Source organism: Streptomyces sp. NPDC048295, from assembly GCF_040652135.1.
Classification (GTDB): domain Bacteria; phylum Actinomycetota; class Actinomycetes; order Streptomycetales; family Streptomycetaceae; genus Streptomyces.
Window position 1 is genome coordinate 141,924 of sequence record NZ_JBEZLL010000005.1, and the last position, 11,803, is coordinate 153,726.

Annotated in this window: 14 protein-coding genes; 5 read left to right on the forward strand and 9 right to left on the reverse strand. The window is 75.1% G+C overall.

Annotated elements, in window-relative coordinates:
- Positions 1 to 9: 9 nt before the first annotated feature.
- The gene (locus AB0D53_RS09250) at positions 10 to 738 is read right to left on the reverse strand and encodes an SseB family protein (RefSeq protein WP_362442362.1); all 729 of its coding nucleotides are present in this window, start codon (positions 736 to 738) and stop codon (positions 10 to 12) included.
- Positions 739 to 850: 112 nt separating this feature from the next.
- On the opposite strand from AB0D53_RS09250, the gene AB0D53_RS09255 reads away from it, so the two are divergent.
- The gene (locus tag AB0D53_RS09255; protein WP_362442365.1) at positions 851 to 1,564 is read left to right on the forward strand and encodes a serine hydrolase; all 714 of its coding nucleotides are present in this window, start codon (positions 851 to 853) and stop codon (positions 1,562 to 1,564) included.
- Positions 1,565 to 1,577: 13 nt separating this feature from the next.
- Here the strand turns inward: AB0D53_RS09255 and mycP are convergent, their stop codons facing one another.
- Together mycP and AB0D53_RS09265 are read right to left on the reverse strand one after the other, a co-directional pair.
- Positions 1,578 to 2,771, reverse strand: coding sequence for a type VII secretion-associated serine protease mycosin (gene mycP / locus AB0D53_RS09260; protein ID WP_362442368.1), 1,194 nt, complete (start codon positions 2,769 to 2,771; stop codon positions 1,578 to 1,580).
- On the reverse strand, positions 2,768 to 3,664 hold the full coding sequence (locus AB0D53_RS09265; protein WP_362442371.1) for a hypothetical protein: 897 nt from the start codon (positions 3,662 to 3,664) through the stop codon (positions 2,768 to 2,770). The genes mycP and AB0D53_RS09265 overlap by 4 nt, the downstream gene beginning before the upstream one ends.
- A 470-nt stretch (positions 3,665 to 4,134) precedes the next feature.
- Between AB0D53_RS09265 and AB0D53_RS09270 the strand changes: the two genes are divergently transcribed.
- Positions 4,135 to 5,337: an amino acid deaminase/aldolase gene (locus AB0D53_RS09270; RefSeq protein ID WP_362442374.1), complete on the forward strand. Its 1,203-nt coding sequence runs from the start codon at positions 4,135 to 4,137 to the stop codon at positions 5,335 to 5,337.
- Between the two features lie 34 nt (positions 5,338 to 5,371).
- Here the strand turns inward: AB0D53_RS09270 and AB0D53_RS09275 are convergent, their stop codons facing one another.
- Complete coding sequence (locus tag AB0D53_RS09275; protein WP_362442377.1) at positions 5,372 to 5,623, reverse strand: hypothetical protein; 252 nt, start codon at positions 5,621 to 5,623, stop codon at positions 5,372 to 5,374.
- Between the two features lie 21 nt (positions 5,624 to 5,644).
- On the opposite strand from AB0D53_RS09275, the gene AB0D53_RS09280 reads away from it, so the two are divergent.
- Positions 5,645 to 5,827, forward strand: coding sequence for a hypothetical protein (locus AB0D53_RS09280; RefSeq protein WP_362442380.1), 183 nt, complete (start codon positions 5,645 to 5,647; stop codon positions 5,825 to 5,827).
- Positions 5,828 to 6,096: 269 nt separating this feature from the next.
- Here the strand turns inward: AB0D53_RS09280 and AB0D53_RS09285 are convergent, their stop codons facing one another.
- Entirely contained in the window at positions 6,097 to 6,300 is a 204-nt protein-coding gene (locus AB0D53_RS09285) for a DUF2510 domain-containing protein (RefSeq protein WP_362442383.1), read from the reverse strand.
- A 175-nt stretch (positions 6,301 to 6,475) separates the two neighbouring features.
- Between AB0D53_RS09285 and AB0D53_RS09290 the strand changes: the two genes are divergently transcribed.
- Positions 6,476 to 7,204 (forward strand): FCD domain-containing protein, encoded by a 729-nt coding sequence (locus AB0D53_RS09290; protein WP_329817842.1) that lies wholly within the window; start codon positions 6,476 to 6,478, stop codon positions 7,202 to 7,204.
- 69 nt (positions 7,205 to 7,273) lie between these two features.
- Here the strand turns inward: AB0D53_RS09290 and AB0D53_RS09295 are convergent, their stop codons facing one another.
- Together AB0D53_RS09295 and AB0D53_RS09300 are read right to left on the reverse strand one after the other, a co-directional pair.
- Complete coding sequence (locus tag AB0D53_RS09295; protein ID WP_362442388.1) at positions 7,274 to 8,230, reverse strand: aminoglycoside phosphotransferase family protein; 957 nt, start codon at positions 8,228 to 8,230, stop codon at positions 7,274 to 7,276.
- A gap of 79 nt (positions 8,231 to 8,309) precedes the next feature.
- A complete protein-coding gene (locus tag AB0D53_RS09300) occupies positions 8,310 to 9,245 on the reverse strand; it encodes a LysR family transcriptional regulator (protein ID WP_362442391.1) in 936 nt (311 codons plus the stop codon).
- Positions 9,246 to 9,315: 70 nt separating this feature from the next.
- On the opposite strand from AB0D53_RS09300, the gene AB0D53_RS09305 reads away from it, so the two are divergent.
- The gene (locus AB0D53_RS09305; protein ID WP_362442394.1) at positions 9,316 to 10,467 is read left to right on the forward strand and encodes a TDT family transporter; all 1,152 of its coding nucleotides are present in this window, start codon (positions 9,316 to 9,318) and stop codon (positions 10,465 to 10,467) included.
- On the opposite strand, the gene AB0D53_RS09310 is transcribed toward AB0D53_RS09305, so the two are convergent.
- Both AB0D53_RS09310 and AB0D53_RS09315 read right to left on the reverse strand, forming a co-directional pair.
- Positions 10,406 to 11,113: a helical backbone metal receptor gene (locus AB0D53_RS09310; protein ID WP_362442397.1), complete on the reverse strand. Its 708-nt coding sequence runs from the start codon at positions 11,111 to 11,113 to the stop codon at positions 10,406 to 10,408. The genes AB0D53_RS09305 and AB0D53_RS09310 overlap by 62 nt on opposite strands.
- Before the next feature lie 12 nt (positions 11,114 to 11,125).
- A complete protein-coding gene (locus AB0D53_RS09315; protein WP_362442401.1) occupies positions 11,126 to 11,671 on the reverse strand; it encodes an XRE family transcriptional regulator in 546 nt (181 codons plus the stop codon).
- Positions 11,672 to 11,803 lie beyond the last annotated feature (132 nt).

Consider the following 11,803-nt stretch of genomic DNA (forward strand, 5'->3'; position numbering starts at 1 on the left):
TTCTCGTGCTCAGCGGGTGAACAGGGGCTCGCCCGGCGCGGCGGCGTCGGCCGGCAGCAGTGCCAGGTCCAGTCCACGCACCAGGCGGGCCCGCAGGACCTCGTCGGCCGCGAGCAGCTCCGCGACCCGGCGGGCCGCTTCGGCGGGGTCCGCGCCGGGGGCGAGAACGAGGGCGAGGGTGCCGTCGGCCCGGCCGGGGCCGAGGTGGGCCCGGAGCACCGCGGACTCGGCGGCGACCGCGTTCCGCACCGCCGAGGTGACGGCCGGGTCGTCCAGCGGGTCGGCGCTGGTGCGGCCCTCGGCGAGGGCGAGCAGCGCGGGGCCGGTCAGCTCGAAGGCGACCGGGCCGGCGAGATCGAGGACGACCGTGTCCACCTTCTCGTGCGCGGCGGCCTGCAGCGCCTGGTGCAGGGGTACGGCGACGGGGCGTGCCTGCGGGTCCCAGAGGGCCAGCGAGGCGGTCGAGGTGAAGGCGGGCAGGGCCCGGCGGTCCCCCGCCTGGAGGGTGGGGACGGCCATGTCGCTGGTCTTCTCGCGACGCAACCCGTTCTCGTCCTCCTCCACCTCCCCCAGCACCGCGACGACCGGGACCAGCAGTCGGGTGCCCTTGAGGGCTGCGAGTACCGGGCCGACGGCCTCGCGGTCCTCGGCCCAGGCGGCCAGCGCCTCGGTCAGTGCCGGGTCGGCCGTGCCGTCGTCGTCGGAGTATCCGGGGTCCGGAATGTTCTTCTGCGCCACAGGGCGAGCGTAGTGCCTGGGCTTTCCCGCGCCGCCGACAGGTCGGCGTCTCCGGTCCCCCGCGGCCGGGGCCGTATCGTCGGTCCCCACGACGAGGAGTGAGGAGCGGCCGGTGGATCTCGACGCGGCGCTGGGCTCGGCGGTGGAGCCGCTGCTGGCCGACGCGCATGGGGCGAGGGTGTCGGCCGCCGTGCTGGACACCGGGAACGGGGCGCGGGCGGCCTGCGGGGGCGGCTCGTTCGACACCGCCAGCATCGTCAAGGTGAACATCGTCGCGGCGCTGCTGCTGATCGCCCAGAACGAGCGGCGCGCGCTCACCGCTGTCGAGCACGACCGTGCCACCGCCATGATCGAGCGCAGCGACAACGCCTCCGCCACCGCGCTGCTGCGTGCCGTCGGCGGCCCGGAGGCGCTCGACGCGGCCCATGCGCGCCTGGGTCTGACCGGGACGACGACGGCGCACGAGTGGGGGCTGACCCGGACCACGGCGGAGGACCAACTGGCCCTGCTGCGGGCGGTGTTCGGCACGGATTCGGAGCTGAGCGAGGACTCCCGCGGGTATCTGGGCGGGCTGATGGAACGGGTCGGGGCCGGGCAGCGGTGGGGTGTGTCGGCGGCGGGCAGTGACTGGGCCCTGAAGAACGGCTGGATGCCACGGACGACGACCGGGCTCTGGGACATCAACAGCATCGGGCGGGTCCGGGCCGGCGCGCGCACCTGTCTGCTGGCGGTGCTCTCGGACGGGCACCGGACGAAGGAGTCGGGGATCGCGCTGGTCGAGGCGGTGGCGAAGGCCGCGGTGGGAGTGCTCGGCGCCGCGCGGTGAGCGGGTGCGGCGGTCAGCCCCGTACGGTGGCCGGGCCGCGGCCCCGGCCGCGCCAGAGCACCACGGCCAGGGCCAGCAGCACCGCTCCGAGGCCGCCCGCGCCGGCGGCGAGCCAGCCGGCGGGGCTGCTTTCGTGGCGCTCGGGGGTGGGGCCGGTGCCGAAGTACCGCTTCCGGTAACCGGTCTCGGCGGATTCGGCGCGCAGACCGGCGGGGCGCAGGGCCGCTCCGGCCTCGATCGCCGCCGCGGGGTCGACGATCCCGTACCCCCGGGCGTCGTCGCGGCCGGATGCCGGGGCGCTGCGGGCGGTGTCCATGAGGAGCTTCTTGATCTGGGCGGGGGTCAGTCCCGGATGCGCGGCCCGGACCAGCGCGACCGCACCCGAGACGAACGCGGAGGCGGCGGAGGTGCCCCACTCCACGTAGTACTGGTGGTCGGGCGCGGCGACGACGATGTCGACCCCCGGGGCGCTGACGGTGGCGTACCAGCGGCGGGTGGAGAACGCGGCGTGGGTGCCGTACCGGTCGACGGCGGCGACCGCGATCACACCGGGGTAGGCCGCGGGGTACGAGATGTGGTCGCCCTTCTCGCCGCCGTTGCCGGCGGAGGCGACGACGACGGCGCCCTTCTTCAGCGCGTACTGGATGGCGGCGTCCTCGCCCGGTTCGGGGTGCGCGGACTTGCTGTCGTCGCCGAGGGAGAGGTTGATGACGTCGGCGCCGTGGTCGGCGGCCCAGCGGATGCCGTCGGCGAGGGCCGTGCCGCGTGACTCACGGGCCTTGGCGCGGGCCGGGTCGGAGGCTTCGAGGATGACCCGGACCGGCAGGATCTTCGCTTCGGGCGCGATGCCGAGCACTCCGTCGTCGCGCCCCGCTCCATGGCCGATACCGGCGATGATGCCCGCCATGGCGGTGCCGTGCCGGGCCCAGGAGCGGTCGCCGTGGCGGGCACCGAAGCCGATCATGTCCTTGCCGGGCAGCACCTGGCCGGCCAGGTCGGGGAGGCTGCCGTCGACCCCGGTGTCGACGACGGCGACGGTGATCCCGCGACCCTTGGTGGTCTGCCACGCCTTGGCGGTGTGGAGCGCCTGGAGGCCCCACTGCTGGTCCCGGATGGCGTCGGCCCCGGCCGGTGCCGCGGGCAGCAGCGCGAACGCGGTGGCGGCGCAGACCGCGCCCAGGGCGCGGCGGCGGCTGCGGCGGCTCATTCCGGCTTCTCCGTGAGGTCGGTGACGGTCCGGCGCAGGCCGCGCTCGATCCGGTCCGCGATGCCCCGGGCCTCGTGGCCGAGCCCGGCCTGGGCGGCGGCCGTCGTGGCGTTCGCGGCCATGGCCCGGTCGGCGGGCTGCGGGTCGGTGACGGTGCGTCCGTCGGCGAAGCCGGACACGGCGAACACCACGACGGGCACCTCGGTCAGCACGTGGACCGTCCAACTGGCGCGCTGCCGGTCGCCGAATCCGGCGGCGGCCGTGCCCTTGACGGGGTAGGTACGGGGCATCAGGTCGGTGCGCCGGCCGAGGTGCTGGCCGGTGAAACGGGTGCTCAGCGCCTTCATCGCCGCGGCGTCGCCCTCGGTGAAGATCACCCCGACCGTGGTGACGCTGCTGGTGGTGGCGTCGGTGTAGGTGGCGCGGAGCAGGCGCTCGCAGCCGACCGGGCCGAGTGTCCTGGCCAGCAGCGGGTCGAGGGCCGTCCGGCAGCCGCCGTCCGGGGCGACGGCGATCCGGGTCCAGATCCGGTCGGCGCCGCCGGGGCCCGCTCCGTCGCCCTTCAGCGTGCGGGGGAAGAGGGTGTCCACGGGGACGCTGTGCCAGGCGGAGCGGCCCACCGTGTAGGCGCTGTGGGCGGCGGCGTCGGCCGAGGAGTCGCTGGTGAGCCAGGCGCCGGTGGCCGCGCCGCCGATCAGTCCGAGCCCGAGCACGACACAGACCGCCGCGGTCGCGGTCCTTGCGGGGTGACGGGTACGGATCGGGCGCAGCCGGGTGGTGGTTTCGGCGGGTGTTTCGGGGTGGGGCACCCGGTACGGCTGCGGCTGCCGGTAGGGGACGTGGGCCTGCCCGGCCGGTGCCGGGGCGGCTCCCGGGCGCGGGGTGAGGTCCACGGCGCCGACGGGCCGCCGGCGGGTCGCCGCGGGTGGCTGCTCGGGGCGTGCCGGGGCGGGAGGCGGAGTGGTGGGGGGTGGGGTGACGGCGGGCGCGGGGGCCGGGGGCACGGGGCGGAGCCGGGCCGTGGTCTCCACGGGCGGGGCGGGGGCCGCGGGCGGCGGTGTGTCCGGGCGTCCGGGAACGGGTTCACCCGCGGAGGCCGCCGTCAAGTCCGGTGCCGGGGGCGGGGATGGCGGGGTCGTGGGGCGGGGCGGGACAGGAGCGCGCTGCGCCTCGGTACTCATCCGCCCCCCTGGTCCCATTCCGTACCGTGCGCGGATCGACGTCACAGGCAGGCCCGTTGGATGCCGCGTCCCGTCACTCTACGGGGTGGGACGCCCCCGGCGGGAGCCAGCCGCCCCGCCCTGGACGATCTGCGCAGATCATCCCCCTACCCAGCGGTACGGACGTCTGGCAAGCTGCGGCCATGACTGCCCGTGCCGCTGACCGGACCCGTTACAACCGGGCCACCGCCCATCTGGACGCCCCGATCGCCATCGTCGATCTCGACGCGTTCGACGCCAATGCCGACGATCTCGTCCGCCGCGCGGCCGGAAAGCCGATACGGGTGGCGAGCAAGTCGGTTCGGTGCCGGGCGCTGCTGGAACGGGTGCTCGCGCGGCCCGGCTTCGCCGGGATCATGTCGTACACACTGGCGGAGTCGCTGTGGCTGGCGCGGGCCGGGTTCGAGGACGTGCTGCTGGCCTACCCGACGGCCGACCGGGCCGCCCTCGCGGAGCTGGCCGCCGATCCGAAGCTGGCCGCCGCGGTGACCGTGATGGTCGACGACCACGCCCAGCTGGAGCTGATCGACGCGGCGCGGGCGGGTGGCCGCGAGGAGATCCGGGTCTGCCTGGAGCTGGACACCTCGTTCCAGTTGCTCGGCGGCCGGGTCCGGGTCGGCGCCCTGCGCTCGCCGCTGCGCTCCCCCGCCCAACTGGCCGAGCTGGCACGCTCGGTGGCGCGGCGCCCGGGGTTCCGGCTGGTGGGCCTGATGGCGTACGAGGGTCATGTCGCCGGGGTCGGGGACGCGATCGCGGGCCGGCCGCTGCGCTCCCGGGCGGTCCGGCTGATGCAGTCCGCGGCCCGGCGGGAACTGGCCGTGCGACGCGCCGAGGTGGTGCGCGCGGTACGGGCGGTGGCGCCGGACCTGGAGTTCGTGAACGGCGGCGGCACGGGCAGCGTGCAGCACACCGCCGCCGAGCGTGCGGTGACCGAGATCGCGGCCGGGTCGGGGCTCTACGTACCGAGGCTGTTCGACAACTACACCTCGTTCTCGGCCCGTCCGGCGGCGCTGTTCGCCCAACCCGTGGTGCGCCGGCCGGGTGTGGGGGTGGTGACGGTCCTCGGTGGCGGCTATCCGGCGTCCGGCCCCGCGGGCGCGGACCGGCTGCCCGTCCCGTATCTGCCGGAGGGACTGCGCTACGACCCGCAGGAGGGCCCGGGCGAGGTGCAGACCCCGCTGCTCGGTGCCCCGGCCGATGATCTGCTGATCGGCGACAAGGTGTGGTTCCGGCACGCGAAGGCCGGTGAACTGTGCGAGCGCTTCGACGAGTTGCAGCTGATCGAGGGCGACCGGGTGACGGCGACCGTGCCGACGTACCGGGGCGAGGGCCGTACGTTCCTCTGAGCTCACCGACGGGATCCGGGCGGGGCGGCGCGGGTCAGGGCGCGATCGAGCTGCCCGCGCCACCGCTCGTCGCACTGTCGCCGGCCGGCCGGATCCCCCGGGTGATGGTGTCCATGAGCGAGAGCGGCGGTCCGTCGGGGCCCGCGTCGAAGGCGTGGCGCACGATGATCAGCGCTTCGCTGCCGATCGTGGACGGGAGGACGAGCGACTGCACGTAACCGCCGGGCTCCTTGGCCGTGTCGGCGCGCCGGCGCAGCCGGTGACCGGCGCGTCCGGCGACGCTCACGGACCCGGAGTCGAGCTGCCTGTGGGACGTGATGCCGCCGTGGATCCGGTCGCCGACGATGTTCCTCCCGTAGGCGTTGTCGGCGGCGGTGGCGATGTCCTGCCCGGCGAGCCCCTCGGGGAGGTGGCGTCGGTGGCGCTCGCGGTGCGGCTGGTGACCGTGGCGTGGTGGCAGAAGCCGGAGGAGCTGCCGGGGCAGGCGTAGGAGTCGACGGTGCGCATGGTGAGGCCTGATCGACGGTCCTGTCGGGCTTCTCCCAGCCGTCGGGGATCGGCAGTGTGATGCCGTCGAGCTGGTCCACGAGGACCTTCGGGCCGTCCTCGGACGGTGAGCCGCCGAGCGAGGGCGCGGCCGTCGCGGAGACGGTGATCGGGGGTGCGGAGCCGCTCGGACCGGCCTCGGGCCGCGTAGCGCTGTCGTCCCCGCCCGGCAGGACGGCTCCGGTGACGGCGGCGCCGACGACGTCGGTCCGGTCAGGGCGAGCGCGACGATCCTGGTGCCGCCGCCGGCGGTGGTGCCGTTGCCGGACGCGGCGGCGACCGGCTCGGGCGGGCCGAAGCCCCGGGACCCGGCCCGGCCGGGCGGGTGTGCGCGGTCCACCCCGTGCCGTCCCGCCAGCGTTCGGTGCCCGGTGCCGCGGCGTCCGGGTACCAGCCGGGCGGTGTCGCGTCGCTCATCCCGCCGCTCTAGGGTTCGGTCACCGGCCCGGACCCGGCGATCACCGGGTCCGGATCGTCCGCACAGGGGTGCCCGGTACGCCGGGGGACGCTCCGTACCGGGCCGGCCGGAAGCTCTAAGGTGTGGGTGAAAACCATTGTTGGCCGATCGGTGAGCGGGGAAGGGGAACGGGGCGTGGCCGGGGAGAGCGAATTCGTCGACCGCCTGGTGCCCGTGCTGCGGCCGGTCCGGGCGGGGAACGGCTTCGAGGAGGCCCTGGAGCAGATCCTCCAGGTGATCAGGCTCGGGCTGGTGCCGGGCGGCGGGCGGCTGCCGGCCGAGCGCGACCTCTCCGAGCTGCTGGGGATCAGCAGGGTCACCCTGCGCGAGGTGCTGAAGGTCCTGCAGGACCAGGGCCTCGTGGAGAGCAGGCGCGGCCGGTACGGCGGCACGTTCGTACTGCTGCGCACCGACAGCCCCGGCGAGGACGAGCTGCGCCGGAGGGTGGCGTCCGTCGACATCGAGGACGTGCTGCGCTTCCGCGAGGTGCTGGAGGCCGGGGCGGCCGAACTGTGCGCCGCGCGGGGGCTCGGCGGCGAGGGCGCGGACCGGCTGCGCGCCGCCCTGACGGCGACGCACGAGGCGCCGCTCCAGGACTACCGCAGGCGCGACACCCTGTTCCATCTGACCCTGGCCGAACTCTCCGGGTCCGCCTCGCTCACCACGCAGTACGCGGCCGTCCGGGCTACCCTGAACGACCTGCTCGACTGCATACCGCTGCTCGTACGGAACCTGGAGCATTCGCAGCACCAGCACACCAGCCTCGTCGAGGCGGTCCTCGACGGGGACGGGGAGGCCGCGCGCGCGGTGATGCGCGAGCACTGCGCCGGTACGGCCGCGCTGCTGCGCGGTTTCCTGACCTGAGCCCCGCAGCCCGCACAGGACACAAAGGTCTGCGCCGCCACCATTGGCCTTGTGTCCGCCGGGGTGGCCTCACGGAGCGCTGCGGCCGAGTCTCCCCCGCAGCCAGCGGAGCGCCGCCGCGCCCTGGGCGTACTGGAAGGCCCGGAGCGTCGGCAGGCCGGGCGGGGCCGGTTTCAGCGAACCCGCCACGAAGTATCCGCTCAGCGCGGCGAGTACGGCCGTGACGCCCGCCGGGTCGGCGTCCCGGCCCAGCGGGTGGGCGGTGAAGACGGTCTCCGGATCGGGGCCGCCCTGTGCCGCGACGCACGGCAGCATCGTCAGCAGGTCGAACCAGGGCGCGGCCCTCAGGGCGTGGGGCCAGTCGACGAAGACCACCCGGTCGTCCGTGAGCAGGATGTTGTCGGCCCTCAGGTCGCTGTGGGCGAGGCACTGTCCGGCGGCCGGTGCCTCCCAGCCCGACTCCAGCTCCGCGAGCAGGCCGAGATTGCGGGCCGCCCACGGGTCGAGCCGGCTCGGGTCCCCCTCGGCCGACAGGGTCCGCCAGCCGGTGAACATCCTGGCCTTGCGGACGGCCACGGCGGGCGCGTCGAACGGGGCCGGGGTCAGGGCGGCCCCCAGCTCGCCGACCGCCGCCAGGACCCGGTCCAGCTCGGCGGGTTCCCAGGGGATGCGGGGCTGGCGGCCGTCGATGTCCTGGAGCACGAGGGCGACCAGGGTGCCGTCGTCGTACGAACCGAGCAGCCGGGGCACGGGGGCACCGGGCGGGAGCGCCGCGGTGTGCCGGGCCTCGGCGCGGTGCAGGTCCGGGCTGTCGGGGTTCGTACCGGCGCTCACCGCCTTGACGAAGGCGCGCCGCCCGTCCGCGAGCCGGACGCGGGCGGCGACACCCGGCGAGAACCCGCCGCTCTGACTGCGCGCCTCGACGACACGGGCACCGAGAATGTCCTCGACGGCGCTCCGGGCGGAAGCGGGGAGGTCGGCCCAGTGGTGGCGGACGCCGGTGGCGGGTGGAGCGATCACATCCATCCCCGCATCCTTCACCACGAACGCGGACTCCCCCAGGGGCTTTGCTCGGGTGCACGGGGCTTCAGGGGTGCACGGGGCTTCAAGGGTGCGCCCGGCCGTCCCGCGCGGTCAGTGACAGCAGATCGCGGGCCGGTCCGGTCGGGCGGTGGCCGGAGGGCCAGACCGCGCGCAGCTGGCGTCGCAGGCGCACCCCGGCGACCGGGACCTTGATCAGGCGCCGCGAGGACAGCTCCTCGCCGAGCGCCAGTTCGCTCAGGACGCACGGTCCGGCGCCGCTCTCCGCCGCTCCCTTCACCGCGGTCGTGGAGGAGAGTTCGAGCAGCGGCTGGGCGAGGCCGCCGTGCACGGCGAGGGCGGCGTCCAGGACCTGGCGGGTGCCGGAGCCGTACTCGCGCAGGATCAGCGGGGCCGCGGCCAGTTCCTGCGGGGTGAGGGGGGTCGGGCGGTGGGCCCAGGCGTGGGACGGGGCGACCACGACGACGAGGCGGTCATGGGCGATGACCGTGCCGTCGAGCCCCTCCGGCACGGACAGGCCCTCCACGAACCCGAGGTCGGCCTCTCCGGCCAGCAGCCGGCCCGCGACCGCCGCCGAGTTCCCGGCGAGCAGCGAGACCGCCGTGTCCGGCCGTTCGGAGCGCAGCGCTATCAGCCACCCGGGCAGCAGGTACTCGGCGATGGTCATGGAGGCGGCGACCCGCAGCCTGGAGTCGCGCCGGTCGCGCAGCGCCTGTGCGCCCGCGTCGAACGCCTCGGCGGCCTCGACGATCCTGCGCGCCCAGTCGGTGACCAGCGCGCCCGCGTCGGTGAGCCGGGAGCCGCGCGGTGAGCGGTCCAGCAGGGCCACGCCGAGCTGCCGTTCCATGGACCGGATGCGGCTGCTGGCGGCGGGCTGGGTGACGCCGGTCTCCCGGGCGGCGCGTCCCAGGCTGCCGTGCCGGGCGACGGCGAGCAGGAGTTCCAGCGCTCCGAGGTCGGGGACCCGATGGGAGAGGGGGACGTGCGCTTCGCCGGCCATAAAGCCACCTTATGACCTCATAGATGCGGACTCCCTGGTGGGGCCCGGCCCCCGCCGAGAAAATCGTGGCATGGCCATCTTTCCGCAGACCCAGCAGTCCCCGGTCCCGCTCGCTGCCGCCGAACGGCTGCCTTCCCTGCGGTACCTCGGCCCCAACTGGTACGCCGCCGTCATGGGCACCTCGATCGTCGCGAGCGCGGGTGTGGCGCTGCCCGTGCACGTCCCCGGGCTGCGGGCGGCCTGCACGGTGGTGTGGGCGCTGGCCGCGGTGGCGCTCGTCGTGGTGCTGGTGGCCCGCACCGGGCACTGGGTCGCCCACCGCGACCAGGCCCGCAGCCATCTGCTCGACCCGGCCGTGGCCCCGTTCTACGGCTGTCTGTCGATGGCCCTGCTGGCCGTCGGCGGCTCGACGATGGTGGTCGGCCAGGATGTCGTCGGGCACCGGGCCGCTCTCGTCCTGGACGTGGTGCTGTACACGGCGGGCACGCTGATCGGGCTGGCCGCCGCGGTCGCGATCCCGTATCTGATGGTCGTACGCCACCGGATCGAGCCCGGCACCGCGTCGCCGGTGTGGCTGCTGCCGCTGGTGGCCCCGATGGTCTCCGCGGCTCTCGGTCCGCTGCTGGTGCCGGAGCTGCCGGCCGGTCAGTGGCGGGAGGCGATGCTGCTGGCCTGCTACGCGATGTTCGGCCTGAGTCTGCTGGCCACTCTGGTGATGCTGCCGTTGATCTTCGCCCGGCTCGTCCATCAGGGACCGCTGCCGCTCGCGCTGACGCCCACCCTCTTCCTGGTCCTGGGCCCGCTGGGGCAGTCGACGACCGCGGTCAATCAGCTCGCCGATGTGGCGCCGGGTGCGATCGGGGCGCCCTACGCCCCGGGGTTCGGGGTGTTCGCCGTGCTGTACGGGGTGCCGGTGATGGGTTTCGCGCTGCTGTGGCTGGCGCTGGCCGTCGCGCTGGTGGTGCGGGCCGCGCGCAACGGCATGACCTTCGGCATGACGTGGTGGGGCTTCACCTTCCCGGTCGGTACCTGTGTCACGGGCGCCGCGGGCCTGGCCCGGCACACCGGCCTCACCGCGTACACCTGGCTGGCCGTCGCGCTGTACGTGCTGCTGGTGACGGCCTGGGCGGTGGCCGGGGTACGGACGCTGCGCGGGCTGTTCAGCGGAGCGCTGCTCGCAGCACCGCAGGCGCCCGCACCAGTGACGGCCCGTACCACGTGAGGTACCGCCCGTCGACGAGCACGGCGGGCAGTGCGGGGAAGGCCTCGGGCCCGTCGTCCTCGGTGAAGCGGTAGGGCTCGTCGGGCAGGACGACCAGATCGGCGCCCGCCACGTCGAGTTCGTCGAGCGGGATGCGGGGGTAGCGCTCGTCGTGGTCCGCGTAGACGTTCTCGACACCGAGCCTGGCCAGCAGGTCCCCGGCGAAGGTGTCACGGCCCAGCACCATCCAGGGCCTGCGCCAGACCGGCACGATCGCGCGGCGGGGCGCACCGGGCGGCGGCAGTGCGGCCCAGGCCGCCTCGGCCTCGTCCAGCCAGCGCGGCCTGGCCCGCCCGCAGCCGGTGACCAGGACCCTGTCCAGCTCCTCGAAGGCCTGGTCGAGAGTGCGGATCTCCGTGACGAGCACGTCGGTCCCGGCCGCCCGCAGCGCCGCGAGGTCGATCTCGCGGTTCTCCTCCTCGTTGGCGACGACGAGATCCGGCCGGAGCGCGAGCACGGCGGCCACGTCGGGATTCTTGGTCCCGCCGATCCGGGCGGCGGTCAGGCCGGCCGGGTGGGTGCACCAGTCGGTGACCCCGACCAGCAGCCCGGGGGCGGTCACCGCGACGGCCTCGGTGAGCGAGGGGACCAGGGAGACGACTCGCACGGCGGCCCCCGCTCAGCGGCGCGGGTCGTAGGTGGCGTCGATGTGCTCGGCGACCGCGACGACCAGCAGCCGCGTGCCGGGCACCGTGGCCCGCCAGCGGTGCCGCACCCCGCCGGACAGGAAGAGGGTGTCGCCCTGCTCCAGCCGGTACGCCTGCCCCTCGGCCTCCACTTCGGCGGCGCCCTGCGCCACGTACATCACCTCGTCGTTGCGGTGCTGGAACTCGCGCCGGAGGTCGAGCTCCCCGGTGAACTCCAGGGCGCTGAGCTGATGGCGCCCGCGCACCACCCTGCGTACCCCGTCGCCCTCGCCCCCGCGCACCACGTCGACGGCGCGCGCCGAGTCCGCGGCGGCGCGCAGCCGTGCCGTGGTGGTCTCCAGTGCCTCGGCGACCCGGTCCAGGGACCGGGCGCTGGGCCTGGCCCGCTCGTTCTCGATCTGGCTGAGGAACGGTACGGACAGACCGCTGCGGCCCGCGACCGCGGCCAGTGTGAGTCCCAGGGTTCTGCGCCTTCGGCGGACCGCGGCGCCCACGCGGAGTGCTTCCTTCTCGTCCATGTCCGGCTCCCTCCCGACTCGTCATCCTTCCGGCTGCCAGCACATTACGCATACGGTTGCGCAAGGTCGGCCGGATGGTGAACGTCCGGAAACCCGGAAAGGGCGGGCCCGCCGTCGGCGGTGCCCACCCTT